The organism is Tistrella arctica, from assembly GCF_039630945.1.
Classification (GTDB): Bacteria; Pseudomonadota; Alphaproteobacteria; order Tistrellales; family Tistrellaceae; genus Tistrella; species Tistrella bauzanensis.
Genome location: NZ_JBBKTV010000006.1, coordinates 121,506 through 145,849 on the forward strand (window position 1 = coordinate 121,506; position 24,344 = coordinate 145,849).

Annotated in this window: 23 protein-coding genes; 8 read left to right on the top strand and 15 right to left on the bottom strand. The window is 68.6% G+C overall.

Features of this window, described 5'->3' with window-relative positions:
* Positions 1–51: 51 nt before the first annotated feature.
* From atpC to WG924_RS14610, 6 genes are all read right to left on the bottom strand, one after another.
* Complete coding sequence (gene atpC, locus WG924_RS14585; RefSeq protein ID WP_188575812.1) at positions 52–453, bottom strand: ATP synthase F1 subunit epsilon; 402 nt, start codon at positions 451–453, stop codon at positions 52–54.
* Positions 454–529: 76 nt separating this feature from the next.
* The gene (atpD, locus tag WG924_RS14590) at positions 530–1,954 is read right to left on the bottom strand and encodes a F0F1 ATP synthase subunit beta (RefSeq protein ID WP_345933780.1); all 1,425 of its coding nucleotides are present in this window, start codon (positions 1,952–1,954) and stop codon (positions 530–532) included.
* Between the two features lie 82 nt (positions 1,955–2,036).
* Positions 2,037–2,927: a F0F1 ATP synthase subunit gamma gene (locus tag WG924_RS14595; RefSeq protein WP_345933781.1), complete on the bottom strand. Its 891-nt coding sequence runs from the start codon at positions 2,925–2,927 to the stop codon at positions 2,037–2,039.
* Between the two features lie 110 nt (positions 2,928–3,037).
* Complete coding sequence (gene atpA, locus WG924_RS14600; RefSeq protein WP_188575856.1) at positions 3,038–4,570, bottom strand: F0F1 ATP synthase subunit alpha; 1,533 nt, start codon at positions 4,568–4,570, stop codon at positions 3,038–3,040.
* Positions 4,570–5,130: a F0F1 ATP synthase subunit delta gene (locus WG924_RS14605; RefSeq protein ID WP_188575806.1), complete on the bottom strand. Its 561-nt coding sequence runs from the start codon at positions 5,128–5,130 to the stop codon at positions 4,570–4,572. The genes atpA and WG924_RS14605 overlap by 1 nt, the downstream gene beginning before the upstream one ends.
* Positions 5,131–5,478: 348 nt before the next feature.
* Positions 5,479–7,770, bottom strand: a complete 2,292-nt coding sequence (locus WG924_RS14610) for a primosomal protein N' (protein WP_345933783.1) — start codon at positions 7,768–7,770, stop codon at positions 5,479–5,481.
* Positions 7,771–8,052: 282 nt separating this feature from the next.
* Between WG924_RS14610 and fsa the strand changes: the two genes are divergently transcribed.
* The 3 genes from fsa (at position 8,053) to WG924_RS14625 (ending at position 10,571) form a co-directional block, all read left to right on the top strand.
* Positions 8,053–8,709, top strand: a complete 657-nt coding sequence (fsa, locus tag WG924_RS14615) for a fructose-6-phosphate aldolase (protein ID WP_188575804.1) — start codon at positions 8,053–8,055, stop codon at positions 8,707–8,709.
* Between the two features lie 96 nt (positions 8,710–8,805).
* Positions 8,806–9,516 carry a DUF484 family protein gene (locus WG924_RS14620; protein ID WP_345933784.1) on the top strand — a complete coding sequence of 237 codons (711 nt, stop codon included), beginning with the start codon at positions 8,806–8,808 and terminating at the stop codon, positions 9,514–9,516.
* On the top strand, positions 9,483–10,571 hold the full coding sequence (locus tag WG924_RS14625; RefSeq protein ID WP_345933785.1) for a tyrosine recombinase XerC: 1,089 nt from the start codon (positions 9,483–9,485) through the stop codon (positions 10,569–10,571). Before WG924_RS14620 ends, WG924_RS14625 begins: the two co-directional genes overlap by 34 nt.
* Positions 10,572–10,600: 29 nt before the next feature.
* Here the strand turns inward: WG924_RS14625 and WG924_RS14630 are convergent, their stop codons facing one another.
* From WG924_RS14630 to WG924_RS14640, 3 genes are all read right to left on the bottom strand, one after another.
* Complete coding sequence (locus WG924_RS14630) at positions 10,601–11,929, bottom strand: lipase family protein (RefSeq protein WP_345933786.1); 1,329 nt, start codon at positions 11,927–11,929, stop codon at positions 10,601–10,603.
* Between the two features lie 133 nt (positions 11,930–12,062).
* On the bottom strand, positions 12,063–12,788 hold the full coding sequence (locus WG924_RS14635; RefSeq protein ID WP_188575796.1) for a Crp/Fnr family transcriptional regulator: 726 nt from the start codon (positions 12,786–12,788) through the stop codon (positions 12,063–12,065).
* A 267-nt stretch (positions 12,789–13,055) separates the two neighbouring features.
* Positions 13,056–13,922 (bottom strand): aldo/keto reductase family oxidoreductase, encoded by an 867-nt coding sequence (locus WG924_RS14640; RefSeq protein WP_345933787.1) that lies wholly within the window; start codon positions 13,920–13,922, stop codon positions 13,056–13,058.
* Positions 13,923–14,007: 85 nt separating this feature from the next.
* On the opposite strand from WG924_RS14640, the gene WG924_RS14645 reads away from it, so the two are divergent.
* Positions 14,008–14,634, top strand: a complete 627-nt coding sequence (locus WG924_RS14645; RefSeq protein WP_345933788.1) for a TetR/AcrR family transcriptional regulator — start codon at positions 14,008–14,010, stop codon at positions 14,632–14,634.
* A 25-nt stretch (positions 14,635–14,659) separates the two neighbouring features.
* Here the strand turns inward: WG924_RS14645 and WG924_RS14650 are convergent, their stop codons facing one another.
* From WG924_RS14650 to WG924_RS14665, 4 genes are all read right to left on the bottom strand, one after another.
* Positions 14,660–16,090: a hypothetical protein gene (locus WG924_RS14650; RefSeq protein WP_345933789.1), complete on the bottom strand. Its 1,431-nt coding sequence runs from the start codon at positions 16,088–16,090 to the stop codon at positions 14,660–14,662.
* Between the two features lie 102 nt (positions 16,091–16,192).
* Entirely contained in the window at positions 16,193–16,912 is a 720-nt protein-coding gene (locus WG924_RS14655) for an ABC transporter ATP-binding protein (protein ID WP_345933790.1), read from the bottom strand.
* On the bottom strand, positions 16,912–18,039 hold the full coding sequence (locus tag WG924_RS14660; protein WP_345933791.1) for an ABC transporter permease: 1,128 nt from the start codon (positions 18,037–18,039) through the stop codon (positions 16,912–16,914). The genes WG924_RS14655 and WG924_RS14660 overlap by 1 nt, the downstream gene beginning before the upstream one ends.
* Entirely contained in the window at positions 18,036–19,211 is a 1,176-nt protein-coding gene (locus WG924_RS14665; protein ID WP_345933792.1) for an efflux RND transporter periplasmic adaptor subunit, read from the bottom strand. The genes WG924_RS14660 and WG924_RS14665 overlap by 4 nt, the downstream gene beginning before the upstream one ends.
* Positions 19,212–19,508: 297 nt before the next feature.
* On the opposite strand from WG924_RS14665, the gene WG924_RS14670 reads away from it, so the two are divergent.
* The 4 genes from WG924_RS14670 to WG924_RS14685 all read left to right on the top strand — a co-directional run bounded on the left by WG924_RS14670 (position 19,509) and on the right by WG924_RS14685 (position 21,435).
* Positions 19,509–19,835: an EF-hand domain-containing protein gene (locus tag WG924_RS14670; protein ID WP_345933793.1), complete on the top strand. Its 327-nt coding sequence runs from the start codon at positions 19,509–19,511 to the stop codon at positions 19,833–19,835.
* A gap of 126 nt (positions 19,836–19,961) precedes the next feature.
* Positions 19,962–20,525 carry a sigma-70 family RNA polymerase sigma factor gene (locus tag WG924_RS14675; RefSeq protein ID WP_345933795.1) on the top strand — a complete coding sequence of 188 codons (564 nt, stop codon included), beginning with the start codon at positions 19,962–19,964 and terminating at the stop codon, positions 20,523–20,525.
* A complete protein-coding gene (locus tag WG924_RS14680) occupies positions 20,522–20,971 on the top strand; it encodes a hypothetical protein (RefSeq protein ID WP_345933796.1) in 450 nt (149 codons plus the stop codon). The genes WG924_RS14675 and WG924_RS14680 overlap by 4 nt, the downstream gene beginning before the upstream one ends.
* Positions 20,968–21,435 (top strand): periplasmic heavy metal sensor, encoded by a 468-nt coding sequence (locus WG924_RS14685; RefSeq protein WP_345933797.1) that lies wholly within the window; start codon positions 20,968–20,970, stop codon positions 21,433–21,435. Before WG924_RS14680 ends, WG924_RS14685 begins: the two co-directional genes overlap by 4 nt.
* A 143-nt stretch (positions 21,436–21,578) precedes the next feature.
* Here WG924_RS14685 and lpdA read toward each other — a convergent pair whose 3' ends face one another.
* Both lpdA and odhB read right to left on the bottom strand, forming a co-directional pair.
* Positions 21,579–22,991 (bottom strand): dihydrolipoyl dehydrogenase, encoded by a 1,413-nt coding sequence (lpdA, locus tag WG924_RS14690; RefSeq protein WP_345933798.1) that lies wholly within the window; start codon positions 22,989–22,991, stop codon positions 21,579–21,581.
* Between the two features lie 41 nt (positions 22,992–23,032).
* On the bottom strand, positions 23,033–24,247 hold the full coding sequence (odhB, locus tag WG924_RS14695) for a 2-oxoglutarate dehydrogenase complex dihydrolipoyllysine-residue succinyltransferase (protein WP_345934128.1): 1,215 nt from the start codon (positions 24,245–24,247) through the stop codon (positions 23,033–23,035).
* Positions 24,248–24,344: the final 97 nt, after the last annotated feature.

The window sequence follows — 24,344 nt, forward strand, 5'->3', positions numbered from 1 at the left end:
GCACTGCCCGGTCGCCCGCGATCGGGGACCGGCGCGCTGCCCCGGATCCGATCAGGCAACCGCCTGAATCAGAGCCTCGGCTTCCAGAACCTTGCGCTCGGCTGTCGCACGCTCGGCGTCGTCACGGGCCAGTGAGAAATCCTCGCGGGCCGATTTGGCGCGGGCCTCGGCGTCGGCGCGGCTGACATCCTTGAGGTTGAGGGCATCCTCGGCGAGCACGATGCAGCTCACCTCGGTGACCTCGACCATGCCACCGGCGACGAACAGACGATCGGCGACCGTCTGGCCCTCATAGACCTCGATCACCCCCGGGCTCATGGTGGCGATCAGGGGTGCGTGGCCGGGCAGGACGCCGAAATGCCCTTCCGACCCCGGGACGACGACCATGTCGACATCCCGGGCCAGAAGCAGACGCTCCGGCGAAACCAGCTCGAACCTGACCTTGTCCGACATCGGTCAGCGCCCTTCTTTCTCGTGGATGGCAGGCCTGATGGATGGCAGGCCGCAGGATGACGTGACGCTCACGGCCTCAGGCCGCGGCCTTCGCCATCTCGCGGGCCTTCTCGATCGCTTCGTCGATCGAGCCGACCATGTAGAACGCCGCCTCGGGCAGATCGTCATGCTTGCCTTCGACGATCTCCTTGAAGCCACGGATCGTCTCTTCGAGCGACACGAGCTTGCCGGGGAAACCGGTGAAGACTTCGGCGACGTGGAAGGGCTGCGAAAGGAAACGCTGCATCTTGCGCGCGCGCGCAACCACCAGCTTGTCCTCTTCCGACAGCTCGTCCATGCCCAGAATGGCGATGATGTCCTGCAGCGACTTGTAGGTCTGCAGAACGCGCTGCACCTCACGGGCGATGCGGTAGTGCTCGTCACCGACGATGCGCGGGTCGAGCATGCGCGAGGTCGAGTCGAGCGGATCCACCGCCGGATAGATGCCAAGCTCGGCGATCTGGCGCGACAGCACGGTGGTCGCGTCCAGATGGGCGAACGAGGCCGCCGGCGCCGGGTCGGTCAGGTCGTCGGCCGGCACGTAAATTGCCTGCACCGAGGTGATCGAACCCTTGCGGGTCGAGGTGATCCGCTCCTGCAGACGACCCATTTCCGTCGCCAGCGTCGGCTGATAACCCACGGCCGAGGGAATACGACCCAGCAGCGCCGACACTTCCGAACCCGCCTGGGTGAAACGGAAGATGTTGTCGACGAAGAACAGCACGTCCTGGCCTTCCTCGTCGCGGAAATATTCCGCGAGGGTGAGACCGGTCAGCGCCACGCGGGCACGGGCTCCCGGGGGCTCGTTCATCTGACCATAGACCAGGGCGACCTTCGAGGCCCCCAGATCGTCCGGCTTGATGACCCCTGAGTCGATCATCTCGTGATAGAGGTCGTTACCCTCGCGGGTGCGCTCGCCGACACCGGCGAACACCGACACACCACCATGCGCCTTGGCGACGTTGTTGATCAGCTCCATGATCAACACCGTCTTGCCGACGCCGGCGCCGCCGAACAGACCGATCTTGCCGCCCTTGGCATACGGCGCCAGCAGGTCGATGACCTTGATGCCGGTGATCAGGATCTCGGCCTCGGTCGACTGCTCGGCGAAGCTCGGGGCCTCGGCGTGGATAGGCGCGGTGTGGGTGGCGTCGACCGGGCCCTTCTCGTCGATCGGCTCGCCGATGACGTTCAGGATGCGGCCGAGCGTCGCCGGACCGACCGGCACGCTGATCGCGGCGCCGGTGTCGACCACGTCCTGGCCGCGGATCAGGCCTTCCGTGCCGTCCATGGCGATGGTGCGGACCTGGTTTTCACCCAGATGCTGCGCCACTTCCAGAACCAGCTTGTTGCCGTTGTTGTCGGTGGTAAGCGCGTTCTGGATCGCCGGCAGGTCGCCGTCGAACTGCACGTCGACAACGGCACCGATGACCTGGGTAATCTTGCCGACCTTGTTCTTCATGCTGTCGCTCCCGTCGGAACTCTCTAAAACCTGCGGGCGGGCCACCGGGCAGTCTGGCAAGACCGCGCCCCCGGGACCGTCGTTACAGCGCCTCGGCGCCGGAAATGATTTCGATCAGCTCGCGTGTGATGACCGCCTGACGCGTGCGGTTGTATTCCAGCGTCAGCTTGCCGATCATATCGCCGGCATTGCGGGTGGCGTTGTCCATCGCCGTCATCCGCGCGCCCTGCTCGCTGGCCGCGTTCTCAAGCAGGCCCTTGAAGAGCTGGATCGAGATGTTGCGCGGCAGAAGGTCGGCGAGGATCGCCTCCTCCTCGGGCTCATAGTCATAGACGGCACCGCCGCCCGTGGCCTCGCCCTGATCGTTCGCCGCGTCGGGCGCCGCGAACGGCACCAGCTGCTGCAAGGTCACGATCTGGGTGATCGCCGACTTGAACTGGCTGTAGACCATGGTGGCGACGTCGAAGTCGCCGGCCTCGTACATCGCGATCACCCGGTCGCCCACCTGCTGGGCTTCCGAGAACGCCAGACGCTTGCGGCCCAGGCCCTCGATGGTCTCGACGATCAGATGGCCGTATTCGCGGCGCAGCTGGTCGCGGCCCTTGCGGCCCACGCACAGCACCTTCACCGTCTTGCCCTGAGCGAGCAGAACCTGGATCTGGCGCTTGGCGGCGCGCACGATGCTGGTGTTGAAACCACCGCACAACCCGCGATCGGCGGTGGCGACGATCAGCAGATGAACGTCATCGCGACCGGTGCCCGCCAGCAGCTTCGGCGTCGTGTCGATCACGATCACGCGCGAGGCGAGCGAGCGCAGCACCCGGTCCATGCGCTCGGCATAGGGACGCGAGGCCTCGACCTGCTCGGTCGCGCGACGCAGCTTCGACGCCGCGACCATCTGCATGGCCTTGGTGATCTTCTGCGTCGCCTTGACGCTGGCGATGCGGACTTTGAGATTTTTCAGGTTAGGCATTCGGCTGACCCTTGATCGACCCGATCGGCTTGTGCGTGCCGGACGACGCCGCCCGCATCATCCGGAGATCATCCGGCGATACGGGCGGCGCCCCTGAGGCATCCGCCGGATCAGGCGGCGAAGGTCTTGGCGACACGCCCGACGACAGTGACGAGCTTCGCTTCCGTCTCGTCCGAGAGCTTGCCCTCGGTCGCGATGGCATCGAGGATCGCCTTGTTCTCGCCGCGCAGATCGCCCAGCAGCGCCGCCTCGAACTTGCCGATCGAATTGACCGGGATCGCATCGAGATAGCCGCGCACGCCGGCGAAGATCACGCAGACCTGCTCTTCCATCTTCAGCGGCGAGAACTGGGGCTGCTTCAGCAGCTCGGTCAGACGCGCGCCACGAGCCAGAAGCTTCTGGGTCGAGGCATCGAGGTCGGAACCGAACTGGGCGAAGGCCTCCATCTCGCGGAACTGCGCGAGGTCGAGCTTGATGCGGCCCGCGACCTGCTTCATCGCCTTGGTCTGAGCGGCAGAACCCACGCGGGACACCGACAGGCCGACATTGATGGCAGGACGGATGCCGCGATAGAACAGGCCCGTCTCAAGGAAGATCTGACCGTCGGTGATCGAGATCACGTTGGTCGGAATATAGGCCGACACGTCGCCCGCCTGGGTCTCGATCACCGGCAGGGCGGTCAGCGAGCCCGAGCCGCGCTCCTTGCTCATCTTCGCGGCGCGCTCAAGCAGGCGGCTGTGAAGATAGAACACGTCGCCCGGATAGGCTTCACGTCCCGGAGGACGACGGAGCAGCAGCGACATCTGGCGATAAGCCACGGCCTGCTTCGACAGATCGTCATAGATGATCAGCGCATGCATGCCGTTGTCGCGGAAGTACTCGCCGATCGCGCAGCCCGAATAGGGTGCCAGGAACTGCAGCGGAGCGGGCTCCGACGCGGTCGCGGCCACGACGACGGTGTATTCCATCGCGCCGTTGTCTTCGAGCGTCTTCACGATCTGCGCCACGGTCGACCGCTTCTGGCCGATCGCGACATAGATGCAGAACAGCTTCTTCGAGTCATCCGAACCGGCGTGGGCGGCCTTCTGGTTCAGGATGGTGTCGATGGCAACGGCGGTCTTGCCGGTCTGGCGGTCACCGATGATCAGCTCGCGCTGACCACGGCCGACCGGCACCAGGGCGTCGATCGCCTTCAGGCCGGTCTGCATCGGTTCCGACACCGACTGGCGCGGGATGATGCCCGGGGCCTTGCTTTCGACCAGCGAGCGCTCGGTCGACGCGATCGGGCCCTTGCCGTCGAGCGGATTGCCCAGCGCGTCGATGACGCGGCCCAGCAGGCCACGGCCCACCGGCACGTCCACGATCGACTTGGTGCGCTTGACCAGCGAGCCTTCGCTGATGGCACGGTCTTCGCCGAAGATCACGATACCGACATTGTCGGCTTCGAGGTTCAGCGCCATACCCTTGGTGCCATCGGCGAATTCGACCATCTCGCCAGCCTGGACCTGGTCGAGGCCGTAGACGCGCGCGATGCCGTCACCGACGGACAGCACCCGCCCGACCTCGGCAACCTCGGCCTCGGTGCCGAAGCTGGCGATCTGCTCCTTGATGATCGCCGAAATTTCAGCGGCGCGGATGTCCATCATCCAACCCCTTTCATGGCGAGTTTCAGACTGTGCAGCTTGGTGCGGATCGATCCGTCGATCATGCGTGAGCCGACACGCACGACCAGCCCGCCGATGAGTGACGGATCCACGGTCGTGCGGATCGCGACCGCACCGCCCACCGCCTGCTTGAGCGCGGTTTCGAGCGCGCCTTTCTGCTCGTCGGTCAGGGCATGAGCCGAGCTGACCTCGGCGATCACTTCACCGCGCGCCCGGGCGACCAGCGCCTCGAAGGCGCGGATCATGGCCGCGAGGGAGAACAGCCGCCGCTGGCTCGCCACATAACCGACAAAATTCCGGGTGAGTTCGCTCACGCCGAGTGTATCGGCGATCGCCGTCACCGCCTTGACCTGGTCGTCTCGCGACACGATCGGGCTGCGCACCAGGCGAGAGAACTCCGCGCTCTCGTCCAGCAGCTGCCTGAATCGGGCGAGATCGCCGGTCACCGCATCGAGCGCTTCACGCTCCTGCGCCAAATCGAACAAGGCGGTCGCATAACGCCCCGCCAGTCCGGTCGCATCCGCTTGCGCACCTGCCACTGGGACCGTCCTGAAGCCTGTCGTGGGAAAAAAACCGACGAGGCCCTGCGGTCACGCAAAGAACACGTCAGCAGGACCAAGGCCATGGCGGACGTCCTCTGTTGAGAGCCGTCACGCCAAGGGCAGGCGATACCTAGCACAAGCACCGGGGAGGCGCAACCCGCGTCGCGACAGCGAAAATCGCCGTTCTGTCGCCGTTGTGCCCGACGGCCGCATCCGCACATCGCCCCCGCCTCGGGCCGCACGCGGCGACGGCACCGCGGCGATCGATGTTCTGTCGTGCATCAGGGCCGATGGCCGGTCACCGAAAGCCTGGCCACCTGCCGGTCATCGAACGTTGCGGCCGCCTCACAGAAAACTCTGCGGGTCCACATCGATCTGCACGCGGATGGCGCCCCTGACCGGCACCAGTTCCCGCGCCCGCGCCATCGCCAGCGGCAGATCCGCCGCCCGGTCGGCCATCGCCAGCAGCCGCAGCCGGTGGCGGCCGCGCAGCAGGCCGATCGGGGCCGGCGCCGGGCCAAGCAGTCGGGCGCCCGGGGGCAGCGTCCGGCGCAGCGCGCGGGCGAACAGATCGGCCGTGACGCGGGCATCGCCGGCATCGGGCGCCGAGACGATCACCGCCGCCCAGCGGCCATAGGGAGGGGCGCCGGCCTGGCGCCGCGCATCCGCCTCCGCCTCAAGAAATCCATCCCGGTCGCCGGCGATCAGCGCCCGGATCACCGGGTGGCCCGGGTCATAGGTCTGAAGCAGCACCCGCCCGGGCCGCTCGGCGCGCCCGGCGCGGCCGGCCACCTGGGCCAGCAGTTGATAGGTCCGCTCCGCCGCACGCAGATCACCGCCCGCCAGCCCCAGATCGGCATCCACCACCCCGACCACGGTCAGCTTCGGGAAATGATAGCCCTTGGCCATCATCTGGGTGCCGATCAGCACGTCCACCGCGCCGGCCTCCATCCGCCCGATCAGTTCCGCCGCCGCTTCGGGCCCGGCGATGGTGTCGCTGGTCATCACCGCCACCCGCAGATCCGGCAGCAGGCCCGCCACCTCTTCGGCCAGCCGCTCCACACCGGGGCCGCAGGGCGCGAACTTGTCCTCGGCGCCGCAATCCGGGCAGGCATCGGGCAGTTTCTCGTCATGACCGCAATGATGGCAGACCAGACGCGGCCCGCCTGCGCGCAGGCGGTGTTCCACCAGCCAGGCATCGCAGGACGGGCAGCGCATGCGATGGCCGCAGGCCCGGCACAGGGTCAGCGGCGCATAGCCGCGCCGATTGATGAACAGCATCGCCTGCTCGCCGCGCGCCGCCGCATCGACGATCGCCTGTTTCAGAGGTTCCGAGACGAAGCGCACCGCCGGCAGCCGCTGGCCGCGCATGTCGATCGCCTCCACCGCCGGCATCACCGCCGCGCCATGGCGCGCCGCCAGACGGCGGCGGTGATAGCGGCCGCGCTCGACATTGGCCAGGGTCTCCAGCGCCGGTGTCGCCGAGGCCAGCACCACCGGCACCGCCTCCAGCGCGCCGCGCATCACCGCCATGTCGCGGGCATGATAGATCACGCCTTCTTTCTGCTTGAAGGCGGCGTCATGCTCTTCGTCGACCACGATCAGCCCCAGATCGGCGAAGGGCAGGAACAGTGCCGAGCGCGCGCCCACCACCACCGGCACCCGGCCTTCCGCCACCGCCCGCCAGGCACGGCGGCGATGGGCATGGCCCAGTTCCGAATGCCAGCTCAAGGGTGCGGCACCGAAGCGGGCGCGAAAGCGTTCAAGCCACTGGGTGGTCAGGGCGATTTCGGGCACCAGAACCAGCGCCTGCCGGCCGCGGCGCAGGGCGGCCGCGATCGCCTCGAAATAGACCTCGGTCTTGCCCGAGCCGGTCACGCCGTCCAGCACCTCGACCGAGAAACCCTGCGCCACCGCATCCACCAGGGCCGCCGCCGCCGCCGTCTGGTCGGGGCCGAGCACCGGGCCGGGACGCTCCGGGTCGGGTGCCGGCGCATCATCGCCCCCCCGGCCGCCGGGCCGCTCGACCACGGCCAGAACCCCGGCCTCGACCAGCCCGCGGACCACACCATCCGAGACATCGGCGGCACGCGCGACATCGGCCACCGATGGCGGCGTGTCGCCGGCCGTGGCCCCGGCCGATATCACCTCCAGCACCGCCCGGCGCTGGGCGGTCAGCCGGCCCTGTGGCGCCGCCCCGGTCAGCACCAGCCCGGCCTCGGGTCGGGGCGGGTCCAGCGCCTCGTCGATCGGCAGCACCATGCGCAGCACGCCGGCCGGCGGCGACACGGTATAGCTGGCCACGGCATCCACCAGCCGCCGCAGCGGCCCCGACACCGGCGGACAGTCGCGCCGCCCGATCACCGGCTTCAGCCGTGTGGCGGCCAGATCGCCTTCTCCCGGCCCCCAGACCACGCCGGTGATCTGGCGCGGCCCCAGCGGCACCCGCACCACGGCGCCCGGGGTCAGATCCAGCCCTGGCGGCACCAGATAATCCAGCCGGTCCAGCCGCCCGCCCGCACGCCCCGGCTGGCCACCCATGGCCTGCAGCGGCAGCACCGCCACCCGGTCACCGGCCCTGAAGAGCCGCGCATCGGCGTCGCATGCGGGCTTGGCGCTTGTATCCTGGGTGGTCATCGCATAAGCAACCGTCGGAAATGAGCAGGCAACCGGGCCGGCCGGTTTGCGCGGATGCCATCATGCAACTGGCGACCGCGCAAGGGTTTCGTTAAACTCCGCGTCACACCGGCAGCCGGCGGTCCCTGACCCCGGCGGCGACCGGGCCGGGCGCCATCAGCGCCCTCTCCCCGGCCCATGTCGCCGCCTGAGCGCCCGCAATATCCGCCCTGCATGGCGGACAGCCGCCGATCACAGCCCCGGCGGCTAGCCGCCGATCACAAGTCTCCCGAGGCCCGCATCATGAAGTTCTTCGTCGATACCGCCGACATCGCCGAAATCCGTGAGCTTGCCGCGACCGGTCTGGTCGATGGCGTCACCACCAATCCGTCGCTGATCGCCAAGAGCGGCCGCAAATTCGTCGAGGTGATCGAAGAGATCTGCGCCGTCGTCGCAGGCCCGGTTTCGGCCGAGGTGACGGCGCTCGATCACGAGAAGATGCTGGCCGAAGGCCGGTATCTGGCGCGCATCGCCCCCAATGTCACCATCAAGGTGCCGCTGACCGTCGACGGGCTGAAGACCTGCAAGGCACTGTCCGACGAAGGCACGCCGGTCAATGTCACGCTGTGCTTCTCGCCCGCGCAGGCGATCCTGGCCGCCAAGGCCGGTGCCCGCTTCATCTCGCCCTTCGTCGGCCGGTTCGACGATATCGGCGCGCGCGGCATGGATCTGATCGAGCAGATCGTCGAGATCTACGACAATTACCCCACCTTCCAGACCGAGGTTCTGGTGGCGTCGGTGCGCCATCCGCTGCATGTGGTCGAGGCCGGCCGCATGGGCGCCGATGTCGTCACCGTGCCGCCGAGCGTGCTGCGCCAGATGTATCAGCACCCGCTGACCGACAAGGGCCTGGCCGCGTTCATGGCCGACTGGGAGAAGACCGGCCAGACCGTGCTCTGACCGGCACCCGATCCGCAGACACCCCGCACCGGCTCCCTGATGGCGACAGGGGCCGGTGCGGAGACCGAGCCTTCCAAGGATGACCGACACCCCGCGATGACCAGCAGCTCCGATACCGCCGCACCCGCCACCGGACGTCCGATCGAAGACGCCGACGTGCTGGCACACCTTGCCCGCAATCCGGATTTCTTTCAGCGCCATCCGGCCGCACTCGAAGGGCTGACCCTGCCGGGCCGCCGCCATGGCGACGCCGTCGTCGACATGCAACGGTTCCAGATCGAGCGGCTGTCGCGCACGGTCGACGACATCCGCAGCACCCAGAAGCGGCTGATCGGCACGGTTCAGGCCAATGCCGACATCGAAACCCGGGTCCGGGCCTCGGTCATCGCCCTGGTCGGCGCCGGCAGCCTTGGCCGGTTGAACGATCTGCTGGTCCAGGCCCTGCCGCAGGCTCTGGGCATCGAGCGGGCATTTCTTGCCACCGAAGCCGAAGCCACCGACCTGCCGGCCGGCATGCTGGCCCTGCCGCGCGGCAGCGTCGATCGTCTGGTCGGCGCCGGCCGCGACCTTCGCCTGCGTGGCCGCATCGCCGATGACGACCGCCCGCCGCTGTGGACCGGTGCCGAGACCGTGCGATCGGATGCGATCGTGCGCCTGAAGCCGCGCGCCGGCATGGCGCCGATGCTGCTGGTGCTGGGCGACAGCCGCGAAGCGACCTGGCATGACGGCCAGGCCAGCGACCTGCTCGATTTCCTGGCGGCGGTGATCGCCCAATGTCTGGCCCGGCTGTGGCCCGCCGCCGGCTGACCGGCGCCGCGACCGATGCGCCGCCGGCCGACAAGGGTGCGGTACCGTCGGCCCTGACCCTGCCCGCCGACATCGCCGCCGCCGTGGCCGACTGGGATCGATGGCTGGTGGCCGAACGGCGCGCCGCGGCCAACACCATCGACGCCTATCACCGCGACCTCAAAGGCTTCCTGGCCTTCATCCAGGACTGGAGCGGCGGGCTGGACAATCTGCCGGCGCTGGCCGCGATCGAGATTTCGGGGTTTCGCGCCTGGATGGCCAGCCGGCGTTCAGCCGGGTTGAAGCCTGCCTCCACCGCCCGCGCGCTGGCGGTGGTGCGCGGTTTCTATCGCCGGATCGATCGGGTGCATGGCCTGCCGGCGCCGGGGCTGGCCGGCATCGGCAGCCCGAAACATGCCCGCCCGGCACCGCGGCCGATGACGCCGGACGAGGCCGGCCGGGTGACCACGCTCGCCGCCGAGATGGCGGCCGAGGGGGGGGCCGCCTGGATCGCTGCCCGCGAACGCGCGCTGTTCGCCCTGTTATGGGGGGCGGGGCTGCGCATCGGCGAGGCGTTGGGCCTGGATGGCCGCGACTGGCCGGGCCTGCGCGACCGCCAGCCGGCGCTGACCGTGCGCGGCAAGGGCGGCAAGCAGCGCCGCGTGCCGCTGATCGCGGCGGTGACCGACGCGGTGGAGGCCTATCGCGCCATCTGTCCGCATCCTCAGACGCCGGATCGGCCGATCTTCACCGGCCTGCGCGGCGGCCGGCTGGACCGGGCGGTGGCCGAACGCCATATGGCCGCGGCCCGCCGGGCGCTGGGACTGGACGACAGCGCCACGCCCCATGCCCTGCGCCACAGCTTCGCCACCCATCTGCTGGATGGCGGCGCCGATCTGCGGGTGATCCAGGATCTGCTGGGCCATGAAAGCCTGGCCACCACCCAGCGCTATACCGCCGTCGCCACCGAACGGATGATCGCCGCCTATACCGCCGCCCACCCCCGCGCGCGGCATCGCGGAGAGGACACCGACCCGCCGCCCGATGGCGTGCCGGTGACGGGGGCGGGCCGGTGACGGATTGACGGTCAGGCCATCCGCCAGTGTCAATCGCCGTGCAGCAGCGCCAGAACCGTGTCGATATCCGGATCATGCGGCTTCCAGTCCGCCGGCACGCCCGGCAGAAGCTGCGGCGCGCTGACCCCCAGCTCCTTCGAATACTGATCGATATGGGTGGCCAGGATCAGCCGGCCGATCTGGCCAAGCACCGTGGCCTTGCCCGGCTGCGGCGGGTTCTGGGCGGTCACCGGATTGGCGTCGGTGAAGGCCGGCCAGGGGCTCCAGACCGGATCGGTCTTCAGCGTATAGCCCTGGGCATCGGTGGTCTCGGTATAGGTGAACAGACCCCAGTTGCTTGAGAAATCGGCGGCGCCGAAGGTCTGATGCGGAATGTTGGCATAGGTGATGTCCTTGATCCGCCGCTCCATGTAATGCACCAGAGACGAGACGGTATAGCCGACACTGATCGTGCCCGACCCCAGCATGCCGAAGATGCTGGGATAGTTGCCGGCGGCATCCTTGTCGCCGATCACGCTGGGCAGCATGTTCCAGGCCCGCGGCACCACGTCGTGCAGATTGACGTAGTCGGTGGCATCGGGATAGCCGGCGGTGAACAGATCCAGCCAGGCCTGATTGCCGGGCGTGGCGCCGGCCGAGGGAAACAGATTGATCGCCCCCCAGCCGCTGGTCGCCGGATCGGGATAGAGATAGAAGGCGAGCGTCGGCGACAGGGCGCCGGCCAGGCTGTGGCCGGTGAACCACAGCGTCGAACCGCCATCGGCCTTCGATGCCAGGAAGGATTTCAGGCTGCCCTGGACCGGATCGGTCATGCTCAGCAGGGCGCTGATGCCGGTGGCGGTGCCGGCCGAGATCTGCGGCGTGGTGGCCGGCAGCACGTCGTGGCGCGTCACCGTGAACGGGATCTGGGGCGGCCATGTCGCCGTGTCATGGGCGTAGACGTCGAAATCCTCGTCGATCCAGTCCATCAGATTGGCGGCATTGGTGGCGGCGATCGCCACCACATAAGTCGCAAGCGACGGGCTCCAGGCGACATACATCGAATTGGTGGCATAGAGCGACAGCAGCTTCGCGCCGGCCTTCAGGGGCGCCACCCACACGCAGGGCCCCCACACCACCTGCCAGTCACCACCGGCCAGTTCGGCATTGGTCTTTGCGAAAAACCCGGTCCAGGCCGGCCCCTGATAGGCGGCGAAAGCACCGGTGGACGATAGATCCTGCAAGGTGCCGCCGTTCAGCCCGGCGGCCATGTAGTCGACAAGTTCGGTGTTGTAACCAGAGGTCGTGGCCTTGATGCCGGCGACAGCGTTTGACGCGAGGCTCAGCATGAACACGGTCTGGTTGATGTCATAGGCCATCTTGAGCGCATCCCTCGTAACCGTCCCGCTTCGCGGGGACATGTGGCAACAAGGTTATGCTAGCACGCAAAATATAGACGGTAAGTTGCAGTTCAGATCAATTTCTGGCCTATGCGATGCAGAATCAGCCATATCACCGGGCGAGCAGCGCTTCCGGCCGGTCACCGGCCGCAACCCGCAGCAGGCGCATGCGATCGGGCACCACCAGCATGCGGCCGCGACGTTCCACCACCCCGTCATCCTGAAGCTGCGACAGCACCCGCGCGACGGTTTCGCGTGCGGTGCCGACGCGGGCGGCGATGTCGCGCTGGGCCGGCAGGCGGTCGACCACCCAGCTTCCGGGAATGGCGGCACCGCCATCCACCGGCCGTGCCAGACGCAGAATTTCCACCGCCACCCGTTCCACCGCCCGCAGGGTGCTGAGATCCATGATCCGCTCGTCGCAGGCGCGGATGATCCGGGTCAGGCGCAGCATCACCTTGCGCGCCACCGTCGGCTGTTCGGTCACCAGCCGGTCGAACAACTGCGGCGACAGGGCCGCCAGCCGGCAATCGGTCGCCGCCACCACCCGGGCCGACCGCGGCAGGCCGTCGATCGCCGACAACTCGCCGAAATAGCCCCCGGCCTCGATCCGCGCGAACGAAACCTCGCGGCCGGTCAGGGCATAGTTGATGATGTCCACCACCCCGTCGAGCACCAGGAAAACATCACGATTGCTGGTGCCGTCATCGGCGTCCAGCACCACGGTGCCCGCGGCATGGCGCGCGGTGCGCACCTGCGCTGCCACCGCGGCAAGGCCGGTACGCGGCAGATCCGACAGCAGATCGATGCGGGCAAGCTCAGCAGCCAGCGTACTCATCGGCAACAGGCTCCTCGCGAACGGTCCGACGGGGCGGAACAGGTCATGGACAACAAGGCGTGCCGCCGCAGCCAGACCGGCCCGCTAAAAAGCCGGACAAATCCACATCACCACAGCCAGGGACGGCGAATACGCCGACACGTTAAACATGGTGACGGGCCCCTGTCCACCTGCCGCGTGCGGCAATGCAGAAACATGCGCCGCAGCGCGTCATTCCGGCCCGCACCTGCGAGACAGAGCCGGTTTCGCGTCTCACCCCGCCGTCGTCTATCCGGCCACCCGATCGAGTGCCGCGCGCATATCGTCCGACAGATCCAACGCGGCGGCAGCCAGATTTTCACGCAGATGCGCCACCGACGCGGTGCCGGGAATCAGCAGGATGTTGGGCGACCGGCGGAGCAGCCAGGCCAGCGCCACCTGCATCGGCGTGGCACCGAGCTGTCCGGCCACATCCGACAGCACCGATGACTGCAGCGGCGAGAATCCACCCAGCGGAAAGAACGGCACATAGGCGATACCGTCGCCGGCGAGCTGATCGATCAGGGCGTCGTCGCCGCGATGGGCGATGTTGTACATGTTCTGCACGCAGACGATGGTCGCGATCCCGCGCGCTTCGGCCACCTGCGTGGCCGTGACGTTGCTCAGACCGATATGCCGCACCAGCCCCTGGCGCTGCAGCCCGGCCAGAACCGTCAGCGGCTCCGCAATCGAGCCCTCGGCCGGCCCATGCGCATCGAGCATGATCCGCAGATTGACCACATCCAGCACATCCAGCCCCAGATTGCGGAGATTGTCGTGTACCGCCCGGGTCAGCGCTTGCGCCGAGAAATCAGGCTGCCACGAGGCGTCGTCGCCGCGCCGGGCGCCGATCTTGGTCACGATGGTCAGATCGCGGGGATAGGGGTGCAGCGCCTCGCGGATGATCTGATTGGTGACATGGGGGCCATAGAAATCGCTAGTGTCGATATGATCGACCCCCGCCTCGACGGCCTCGCGCAGCACCGCCAGTGCCGCCGCGCGGTCTCTGGGGGGCCCGAAGACGCCTGGGCCCGCCAATTGCATGGCGCCATAGCCGATCCGCTTCACGCGGCGGTCGCCGAGGAGGAATGTGCCGGCATCGTCAAGGCTGGTCATGGAGATCCACTTTCATTGCCACGTCTTGCCTTCCAGGTCGCCGCCGAGTATATGAAGGATCCTTCAGTTTTTGAATTCGCATTCCATGCCCCCCACCTCAGCAGCGTTAAGCCCCAGAAAAACCCCGGTTCAGGCGCGATCGGCGGCGACGATCGCGGCCCTGCATGCCGCGACGATTCAGGTTCTGACCCGCGATGGCCTGGGCCGCTGCACCACCACCCGCATCGCCGAACGCGCAGGCATGTCGGTCGGCAGCCTGTATCAGTATTATCCGAACCGTGACGCGCTGTTGTCGGCGGTTCTGGAACGGCATCTGGACGACGTGGCCGGCACCATCGAACAGTGCTGCGGCGACCAGCGCGGCAGACCGGTTGCCGAGATGGCCCCGGCCCTGGTGACCACCTTTCTTGCCGTGAAGCTGCGCGACCCCGCGCAATCGAAGGCCCTGTATGCGGTGGCGCGCGAACGCGGCGGCCCCGCCCTGGCCAAGGCCATGCAGGCGCGCATGGTGGCGGCGATCGCAGCGATGCTGGCCAGCGCCCCCGATGCCCGCTTCGACGACCCGGTCCTGACCGGCACGATCGCGTTCAACGCCCTGGTCGGGCCGGTCCGGGCCCTGCTGGAAGGACATGTTCCGGCGGATATCGAGCCCCGGCTGAAAGACCAGTTGGTCCGACTTCTGACGGCATATCTGAAGACCCACCGGCTTTGAGCATTGCCGTGCGGCCGGCACGATTTCAGGGGCCGGGCGTGAATTCGGGAAGCATCAACTCGACACCGCGGCCGCCGGCGGCGCTGGCCCCGGCAACCGTCAGCCTGTCGGGCAGCCGGCCGTTCAGCCGGCCCTCCACCTGGCCCAGAAGATCGCCGAACAGGCCGTCGCAGAGCATGCTCCAACTGCCGGTCAGCGGAATCGGGTCCAGCGGATCGGTCACCCATTCCGGGCCGATCGGGGGCGGCTCATAGGCCACGCTGTCCAACTGCCAGCTACCACGACAGATGGTCGGGCGTGGCCCGTCGCGCTCGGCATCGGGGCCGGCGAACAGCATCAGCATCTGGCCCTCGGCCCCGGCACGCAGGCCGATGCCGATGCCGGTGACATAGGCCACCCCGCGCCACAAACCCAACGGTGCCTGCACCGGGGGTGGGGCATCGTCGCCGGCACCGCCGGCGGCGGCGCCAGCCGTTATCTGCGGCAGTGCCCGCACGGCGATGTCCACCAGCACCGGCCGACCCAGCGGCGCGCGCGGCGGCGCCCCCTCGCCCAGAACCCCGATCGAGCCCACCACCACCGCCGCCAGATCGGCGTCATAACGCCGCCCCGGCTCAAGGCAGTGGAAGCCGGCCGCCACCGCCGGCGGCACCCCGGCATCGGCCTCTGCCGCCATGGCGGTCGCGATCTGCGACTGGTCGCCGGACGGATCGGGGGCCGGTGTCGCCCCGGATGGGTCAGCCGCAGGTGTGGCGTTGTCGGCAGGTGTGGGGCTGGGGGGCGCCGACGCAGCCGGAACCGCATAGCCGAACGCCGCCGGCTCGATCGGCGTCAGAAAGCCGATACAGTCGCGTTCGGTCACCCGGAAGCGGTCCACCGGCAGCGGGCCCAGCCGGCTCGGCACCACCGCCAGCGGCGTCACCGCCAGATCGACCGGCCCCTGATCGTCCTTGAAGCTGAACAACTGGTCGAAGGTCAGGGTCGGCCCGCGCGCCTCCACCGCCGCCACCGCCCCCAGATACAGGCCCGCCATGGGCTCCGCCTGGGTCGACGGCGCCCAGAAGGCGCCCTCGGCCGCCACCTCGCCATCCGGCAGCAAATAATGGCGGGCAATGTCCGGCGCCGTGTCGACGCCATAACGCGCCGCGCGGAAAATCAGCCGGCCGCTCCTGGGCGCGATCCGCGACCACCGGCCGGCTTCCGGTGGTGTGTCCAGTTCGGCGGGGACATCCAGCTCTGCCGGTATGTCCTCCTCTGGCGGCCCGTCGTCCTCTGGCGGGGCATCCGGGTCCGACGGGCCGTCCGATGCGGCAGCCATGCCCGCGTCACCGGCACCGGCCGGTGCCGCCCCTGCCGCCCCTGCCGCCGGCGCCATGATCAGGGCAGCCACCGCCAGCACCGCCGCCAGCAGGCGGCGGCCACGGGCCGCGTCGTCATTCCGGGGGCCGGTTCGCATGTCGTCGTCCCCATTCTCCACACCAGCCCAGTCATCCGCGCGGGATGGCTACACCCGCGCGGATGACTGGCCGGCTGCGACGATACCTGCTTCGCCGCGAAATCAGAAGCGCTTCACCGCAGGGGCCGGTGCTGCCGGTGCCAGACGACCGTCCTGCATCGTGAACCGTCGGTGAAACAGGTCGAGCGCCCGATGATCATGGGTCACCACCATCACCGCCGCCCCCCGCGTCTCGGCGATGGCGCGGAACAGCGCCATCACCCGCGCCGCCCGTGCTGCATCCAGAGCCGCCGTCGGCTCGTCGGCCAGCAGCAGAACCGGGTGATTGGCCAGTGCGCGGGCAATCGCCACCCGCTGCTGCTCACCCCCCGACAGCCGGGCGGGCAGTGCCGCCGCCCGCCGGTCGAGATCGAGCCAGTCGAGCAGTTCCGCCGTGCGGCGGCGTGCCTCAAGCCTCTCCACCCCCGCCACGTCCAGCGCGATCCGGATGTTCTCCCGGGCGGTCAGGAACGGGATCAGATTGGCTTTCTGGAACACGAAACCGATATGGTCACGCCTGAACCGGCGCCGCTCGCCGGCGGTCATCCAGCAGTCGGGGCCGGCGGCATCGCGGCCGGCAATCCGCACCCGGCCCCGGTCCGGCGGCTCCAGCAGGCCGGCGGTCAGCAGCAGGGTCGATTTGCCCGAGCCGCTGGGTCCAAGCAGCGCCGCCATCTCGCCGGGCGCAAGCGCAAGGTCGATATCATCCAACGCCCGCACCACCTCGCCGCCGCTGCGGAAATCGCGCCCAACCCCCAGCATCTCAAGCACCGGCGCCGCCATCAGGCCAGAACCTCCTGCGCGCGAACCCGCATCGCCTTTACGATACCCGCGGCACTGCCGGCCAGGCAGGTCGCCAGCACCATCGCCCCGATCAGGGCGATATCGGCATCCAGCAGCAGCACCCGTCGCGGGAACAACGGAAACAACAGCCGCCCGGCCGCAAGCCCGGCCCCAAGCCCGGTCACGCCAAGGGCCAGGGCCTGGGCCGCGATCATGGCGACGATCAGCCGGTCGGCGGCCCCGATCAGCTTCAGCATGGCGATGGTGTGCAGCTTTTCGATCGTGCCGGTATAGAGGATCAGCGACACCACCACCGCGGTGATGGTCATCAGCAGCAGGCTGAACAGCAGGATCTGCATGCGAAGCCGTTCAAGCCGGGCATTGAGCAAAAGATCGCGCTGGTCCCGGGTGGTGAGCACCGCGACATCGCCCCATCCGGCAATCGCCGCCGCCACCGACGCGGCGGCACCTGGGCTGACATCCACCGCCAGAGCCTGGACGTCACCGTAATCGCCGGCGCTCCCCGCGGCCCGGCGCAGCAGAATCGCTTCCGAGGGGCGCCCCGCCCTCAGCTCGATCAGATCGGGAATGGTCAGGGCCAGAACCGGATCACCATTGATGTCGACCATGCCGCGCGTCAGCCCGGTGACCCGAAGATGCTGATGCCCCACCACCAGCACATCGCCGATCGCAAGACCCAGGCTGCGATCGGCGATGGCCACGTCATGCCCCTGGCCAAGCGGCAGCCCGTCCGCCAGAGGCAGCCAGCCGCCATCGTCATCCGGCCAGTCGAGCCCGAGCAGGCTCACCTGCCGCAACTGCCCATCGATGCGCAGGCTGCGGGTCAGCGACAAGAAGGGTCGCACCCTGATAACCCCGTCCACACCCTCGACCCGCCGTTCGGTCGCGAGCGGCACCGTGGAGGTCTCGGCGAAGGGGCCGCGTGTGTCGCCCTGCACCACCCAGAGATCGGCGCCGATCCGATCGATGACCATCAGGGCGTCGGCGACGATGCCGCGATAGATCCCGGTCATGCCGAAGGCGCCCATCGCCAGCAGGCCGATGCCGATCGCGGTCAGAACGAAGCGCAGCAGGTCGTGGCGGATATCGGCCAGGGCCAGCATCATCGGGCATCCTCCACCAGCCGCACCCGGCGCAGCGGATACAGGTCGTCCGGGGCCAGAACCACCTCGCCGGGTATCAGGCCGTCGGTCACCTCCACCCGTCCGGCACTCGCCAGACCCAGGGTTATCCGGCGCCAGCGGGCCCGGCCGTCCTGGCCCAGCAGCCACACACCGCTGTCGCCTGCCGGCTGCCCCGGTCGCGGGGCCAGCATCGCCCCCGGCACCCAGATCACGCCCATCCGCTCCCCCGTCAGGATCTGGACATCGACGCGCTGGCCCAGTGCCCAGTGCCCCGGCAGGTTCTCAGGAACCAGATCGACCATCACCTCACGCGTTTCGGCATCGACCGCGCGGCCGACGCGGGCCACGGCCGCCCGCCAGGCATGATCGGGGTCCGAGCGGAAGATCAGCGTCGCCGGCTGACCGGGTGCCAGACCGCTCATCCGGCTCTCGTCGATGCGCGCGGTCACGATCAGGCTGCGGGGATCGACCAGATCCATCAGCGGCGCACCGGCACCGATCAGCGATCCCAGATCGGCGGCACGGTCGGTGACGATACCGTCGAACGGCGCCGGAATCGCCGTATCGGCCAGCCGGGCGCGGACAGCATCGACCGCGGCGGCCGCGGCGGCGACCGCGGCATCGCGCTCGCGGATCATGGCATCCGCCTGGGCGACGGCCGCCACCCCGCTCTCGGCCGCGGCGCGGTCGGCATCGAGGGTCGCGGGTGACACGGCGCCACGGGTGCTCAATGTCCGGCTGCGCCGATAGCGGCGGTCGGCCTCGGTTGCAGATGCCACCGCCTCGTGGCGCGCCGCCCGCGCCTGATCGGCGGCCTGACGCGCGCCGGCATGGTCTGCCTCGGCGGCGGCAAGGCTGCCCGTCAGGTCATAGGCATCGAGCCTGATCAGCAGATGGCCGGCCTCGACCCGCTCACCCCGCTCGGCGCCCAGGGCCAGAACCCGGCCGGGTACCCGGCTGGCCAGGGTGGCGCGGATCGTCGCGTCCAGCGTGCCCGGCCCCGATACCACCAGCGGCATGACCCGGATGGCCGCGGTGAAGCCCGTCCGATCGATCGGTACGACATAGCGGCGATGGATCAGGGTCGCCGCCATCAGCATCATGCCGGCGGCAAGAACCCACGGCACCATCCGCCGGAGCAGGCGGCCAGGCACGGGATGGGCGGGCCTGGGATGGGGAGGACGGGGAGGACGGGGAGGAAGGGGATCGGTGATCGGCATCGGGCGGGCTTTCGCGATGAACACAGGCATCAGCCCTTACGCGCCCACGGGCCGCGCTCCGTCGGCTCACGGCCGCGATTCCCGATGGCGGCCCTGTTATAGCGGCGGTGGCAGCTTTCCTTCACGTTCCGCGACGGAAAGGTCGAGGACCATCCGTAAGCCATATCGACGGTCGCAGCCGGTGCCACCGGGCGGCCGCCATACCCGATATCCAGATATGGAGACCCCGTGATGATCACATCCACTCGTCTGCGGCTTGCCGCCGCGCTACTGTCTGGCGGCTGCCTGCTGATTGGAACCGCCGGCGCCGCCATCGCCGCCGAGCCGCCAAGCTTCCAGTCGATCGATACCGATGGCAATGGCGCGCTCAGCCGCGCGGAATGGGGCAAGATGGTCTCGGATCAGATGGCGGGCGCCGAAAGCCGGGCGGCGAAGCGCCTGGCCGAGATGCCCGAGGACAAGCGGACCGAAGCGCTCGACCGCCGGTTCCGCGGTCTCGATGGCGACAGCGACGGCAGCTTGTCCCAGGCGGAGTGGGATGCGCGCCGGCGCGACTGAGCCGCGGATCGAGGCCATGGCCCCCGGCTCCAGCCCGTCTCCTCCGCCCGCCTTTACAACCTGCTCCGACCGGGGGGCCGCTGATATGATCCCGCTCATCACCGGCCGTGACCGCCCGGCTGTGCCATGACCGAGCCCAGCGACGACAATCTGGTGCTTCGGGTGGCGGCCGGCGATCACGCCGCATTCGCCCTGCTGATGACGCGCCATATGCGGCGCGCCATCAGCATCGCCCGTGGTGTTGCCCGCAACACCGCCGATGCCGACGAGATCGCCCAGGACGCCTTCCTCCGGCTCTGGACCCATGCCGGTCGCTTCGATCGCGCGCGCGGCGGCTTCACCGCCTGGTTCGGCCGTATCGTGCTCAACCTGACCCTCGATCGACGCCGCCGGCCGGTGACCGAGCTGCTGGATGACCGGATCGCGGTCGCCGACGACCGGCCGGATGCGCTGGCCCGGCTGATCGGGGCCGAACGCGATGCCAGCCTGCGCGCCGGGCTCGATCAGTTGGGTGACCGGCAGCGCGTCGCGATCATCCTGTTTCATGTCGAGGGGATCAGCGGGCATGACTGCGCGCAGATCCTGGATCTGAGCGACGATGCGTTCGAAAGCCTGCTGTCGCGGGCGCGCCGCAGCCTGCGCCGGGCGATCGACCGGCAGACCAGCCGGAAGGAGAGGTGTACACCATGACCCCCGACAGATTCCGCCGCCGCCTGGATGCCTATGGCGCCGATATCGACCGCTGGCCCGTGACTGACCGCCAGGCGGCCAGGGCGTGCCTCGCCCGCCATCCCGACCTGCTCGTGCCGATGGTCCGGGCAGCGGCCCTCGATGCATCGATCCGCCGGATCGCGCCCGACGTGTCACAGGACGCGGTCGCGGCAGCCATCGATGCGGTTGAGCGGCGCGTCAAAGCCCTCCCTGCGAACGCATCACGGCCGGCCGGTCAAGGTGTCGGTCGGGCCGCATATCAGGCCGGGGCATTTGGCTGGTCGGTCGCGGCCCTTGCCGGGGCCGCCGCCATCCTGGTCGCGATCGGCCTTCAGCCTGCCCCGCCCCCGGCCTCCGATGGCGCCGCCGCGGTAGCCCTGCTGTTCGATGCCGATTTGTTCTTCCTGTCCGGAGATCCGCGGTGACCAGACCCATCCGCCATATCGTCCAGCACCTCACGGTCGAGCGCGCGGCACTCGCCCTGTCGGTCGCCGCCAATCTGCTGGTCGCGATCTATCTGATCGCCTGGCAGCCATCCCCGCGTCTGACCGCCGATCTGGGCCTGCGAACCGACCGCGTGATCGAGGTGATCGCCAACCGCCTGCCAACCGCCGATGGCGAGCGGCTGCGGACCATCCATGCCGCCCGCGCCGGTGAACTCGCCGCTCTGGACACGGCATTCCGTGCCGCGCTGATCGATGCCACAGCCGAAATCGACCGACGCGAGATCGACATGGACCGACTGAGAGCGGCATTCCAGACCGCGCGGCACATGCGCGCGCAGTCCGCCGACCTGATGATCGAGAGCTTCGTGGCCACCATCGCCGCCGCCTCGCCCGAGACCCGACACCAGATCGCCGAAGACATCCGCGCCGGCGCGCCACGCTGACCGGGCCCGCTACCCGTCAGCCCGACCCCCGCTACCCGTCAGCCCAGCCATTGAACGGAAAACGCCCGCCAGCGGTGATCCGCTGCCGGGCGTGTCCTTACGTGCGTGTCGTGGTGCGGCCCCCAACGCCGGGGCCGGCCGCGTCACATGTTGAGCGTGCGGCCATCCACCGCCAGCGCCGCTTCCTTCACCGCTTCTTCAAGCGTCGGATGGGCGTGGCTGGTGCGGGCGATGTCCTCGGCGCTGGCCTTGAACTCCATCGCCAGAACCAGTTCGGCGATCAGCGTGCCGGCATCGGGGCCGATGATATGGGCACCCAGAATCCGATCGGTCTCGGCATCGGCCAGAATCTTCACGAAGCCGTCGGTATCGCCCACCGCCCGCGCCCGGCTGTTGGCCGAGAACGGGAACTTGCCGGGCTTATAGGCGATGCCGTCGGCCTTCAACTGTTCCTCGGTGCGCCCGACACTCGCCACTTCCGGCCAGGTGTAGATCACGCCCGGGATCAGGTTGTAGTCGATATGCCCCGACTGGCCGGCGATCATCTCCATGACGATCACACCCTCTTCCTCGGCCTTGTGGGCGAGCATCGGGCCATGGATCACGTCGCCGATGGCGCGGATGTTGGGCACATTGGTGCGGAAATGGTCGTCGACCTCGATCCGGCCGCGCGGGCCGGTGGCGATGCCGACCGCATCCAGCCCCAGCCCCTCGGTATAGGGGCGGCGGCCGATCGACACCAGAACCACATCCGCCTCGATGGTCTCGGCCTCGCCACCCTTGGCCGGCTCGACCGTCAGCTTGACCGTGTCACCGCTGGTATCCGCCGCCGTGACCTTGGTCGACAGCCGGAATTTCAGGCCCTGACGGCCCAAAATCCGCTGCAACTGCTTCGAGACCTCGCCATCCATCTCAGGCGTGATCCGGTCCATATACTCGACGACCGTGACCTTGGCGCCCAGACGGCTCCAGACCGAACCCAGCTCCAGGCCGATGACGCCGCCGCCGATCACCACCAGATGCCCCGGCACCTTGTCGAGCTCCAGCGCACCGGTCGAGGTGACGATCCGCGTCTCGTCGACGGTGACGCCGGGCAGATCGACATGGGTCGAGCCGGTGGCGATGATCACCTCGCGGGTCTTCAGCGTGGTGGTGCCGCCATCGGCCAGCGCCACCTCGATCGTGTTGGCGTCGACCAGACGGCCGGCGCCCTTCACGTAATCGACCTTGTTCTTCTTGAACAGGCCCTCGATACCGCCGGTCAGTTGGGTAACGACCTTGGTCTTGCGCGCCATCATGGCGGCGAGGTCGAGTTCGACCCCGCCGACCTTGACGCCGTGCTCGGCCATGCCCTTGCCGGCTTCGACATAGAGTTCCGACGATTGCAGCAAGGCCTTCGACGGAATGCAGCCGACATTCAGGCAGGTGCCGCCCAGGGCACCGCGCTTCTCAACGCAGGCCACCTTCAGGCCAAGCTGGCCGGCGCGGATCGCGCCGATATAGCCACCGGGGCCGCCGCCGATGACGACGACGTCATAGGTCTGAGCGTCGCTCATGTCATGCATCCTTCATACGGTCGCGGAGTTTGCCGTGGCGATCAGAGATCGAACAGCAGCCGCTCCGGGTTCTCGATGCACTCCTTCACGCGCACCAGGAAGCTGACCGCTTCCTTGCCGTCGATCACCCGGTGGTCATAGGACAGCGCCAGATACATCATCGGACGGATCACCACCTGGCCCTTCTCGGCCATCGGGCGGTCCTGGATCTTGTGCATGCCCAGAATGCCCGACTGCGGCGGGTTCAGGATCGGCGACGACATCAGCGAGCCATAGACACCACCATTCGAGATGGTGAAGGTGCCGCCGGTCAGATCTTCCATGGTCAGCTTGCCGTCGCGCGCCTTCACGCCCAGCGCGTTGATGGTGGCTTCCACGCCGGCGAAAGACAGCTGATCGGCATCGCGGACCACCGGCACGACCAGGCCCTGTTCGGTGCCCACCGCCACGCCGACGTCGTAATGGTTCTTGTAGACCAGTTCGTCGCCGTCGATCTGCGCGTTGACCGCCGGATATTCCTTCAGCGCCGCAATCGAGGCCTTCACGAAGAACGACATGAAGCCCAGCTTCACGCCGTGCTTCTTCTCGAACCCGTCCTTATAGCGGCTGCGCAGCGCCATCACCTGGGTCATGTCCACCTCATTATAGGTGGTCAGGATCGCGGCGGTGTTCTGGGCATCCTTCAAGCGCTCGGCGATGCGGCGGCGCAGCTTGGTCATGCGCACGCGGGTCTCGCGCTCGCCGGCCGGCCGGGGAGCCGCGGCGGCGGCCGGGCTGGCAGCGGGCTTCGCCGCAGCAGCGCGCTGCACATCGTCCTTCATCACCCGGCCATCACGGCCGGTGCCTTCGACCTCGCCGGCATCGATGCCGGCATCACCGGCGGCCTTGCGGGCGGCGGGCGACAGGATCTTCTCACCCTGAGCCGGCGCGGGCTCGGCAGCCGGGGCAGGCTTGGGGGCCTCGGCCTTCGGGGTCTCGGCCTTCTTCGGGGCCTCGGCCGGCTTGGCGGCAGCGCCGTCACCCTCGCCGATCACGCCCAGCAGCGCACCGACTTCGACGTCGGCGCCTTCCTCGGCCATGATCTCGGTCAGCACGCCAGCTGACGGCGCATTGACTTCGAGCGTGACCTTGTCGGTCTCCAGCTCCACAAGCGGCTCGTCGGCCTCGATGCGGTCACCGACCTTCTTGAACCACTGGCCAATGGTGGCTTCGGTAACCGACTCGCCCAGGCTCGGAACTTTGATCTCGACGCTCATCACGATCCCGATTTCGTTCATGTCCCGGCCTTGTGGCCGGGAAGCTACACACGTGGGTTAGGTGGCGTATCCACGCACAGATGACAAGGCATTAACG

Bases quoted from the DNA above. Each gene is read 5' to 3' on its own strand.
- atpC (WP_188575812.1), bottom strand. From the start codon at position 453: ATGTCGGACAAGGTCAGGTTCGAGCTGGTTTCGCCGGAGCGTCTGCTT.
- atpD (WP_345933780.1), bottom strand. From the start codon at position 1,954: ATGAAGAACAAGGTCGGCAAGATTACCCAGGTCATCGGTGCCGTTGTC.
- WG924_RS14595 (WP_345933781.1), bottom strand. From the start codon at position 2,927: ATGCCTAACCTGAAAAATCTCAAAGTCCGCATCGCCAGCGTCAAGGCG.
- atpA (WP_188575856.1), bottom strand. From the start codon at position 4,570: ATGGACATCCGCGCCGCTGAAATTTCGGCGATCATCAAGGAGCAGATC.
- WG924_RS14610 (WP_345933783.1), bottom strand. From the start codon at position 7,770: ATGACCACCCAGGATACAAGCGCCAAGCCCGCATGCGACGCCGATGCG.
- fsa (WP_188575804.1), top strand. From the start codon at position 8,053: ATGAAGTTCTTCGTCGATACCGCCGACATCGCCGAAATCCGTGAGCTT.
- WG924_RS14620 (WP_345933784.1), top strand. From the start codon at position 8,806: ATGACCAGCAGCTCCGATACCGCCGCACCCGCCACCGGACGTCCGATC.
- WG924_RS14625 (WP_345933785.1), top strand. From the start codon at position 9,483: ATGTCTGGCCCGGCTGTGGCCCGCCGCCGGCTGACCGGCGCCGCGACC.
- WG924_RS14630 (WP_345933786.1), bottom strand. From the start codon at position 11,929: ATGGCCTATGACATCAACCAGACCGTGTTCATGCTGAGCCTCGCGTCA.
- WG924_RS14635 (WP_188575796.1), bottom strand. From the start codon at position 12,788: ATGAGTACGCTGGCTGCTGAGCTTGCCCGCATCGATCTGCTGTCGGAT.
- WG924_RS14640 (WP_345933787.1), bottom strand. From the start codon at position 13,922: ATGACCAGCCTTGACGATGCCGGCACATTCCTCCTCGGCGACCGCCGC.
- WG924_RS14645 (WP_345933788.1), top strand. From the start codon at position 14,008: ATGCCCCCCACCTCAGCAGCGTTAAGCCCCAGAAAAACCCCGGTTCAG.
- WG924_RS14650 (WP_345933789.1), bottom strand. From the start codon at position 16,090: ATGCGAACCGGCCCCCGGAATGACGACGCGGCCCGTGGCCGCCGCCTG.
- WG924_RS14655 (WP_345933790.1), bottom strand. From the start codon at position 16,912: ATGGCGGCGCCGGTGCTTGAGATGCTGGGGGTTGGGCGCGATTTCCGC.
- WG924_RS14660 (WP_345933791.1), bottom strand. From the start codon at position 18,039: ATGATGCTGGCCCTGGCCGATATCCGCCACGACCTGCTGCGCTTCGTT.
- WG924_RS14670 (WP_345933793.1), top strand. From the start codon at position 19,509: ATGATCACATCCACTCGTCTGCGGCTTGCCGCCGCGCTACTGTCTGGC.
- WG924_RS14675 (WP_345933795.1), top strand. From the start codon at position 19,962: ATGACCGAGCCCAGCGACGACAATCTGGTGCTTCGGGTGGCGGCCGGC.
- WG924_RS14680 (WP_345933796.1), top strand. From the start codon at position 20,522: ATGACCCCCGACAGATTCCGCCGCCGCCTGGATGCCTATGGCGCCGAT.
- lpdA (WP_345933798.1), bottom strand. From the start codon at position 22,991: ATGAGCGACGCTCAGACCTATGACGTCGTCGTCATCGGCGGCGGCCCC.
- odhB (WP_345934128.1), bottom strand. From the start codon at position 24,247: ATGAGCGTCGAGATCAAAGTTCCGAGCCTGGGCGAGTCGGTTACCGAA.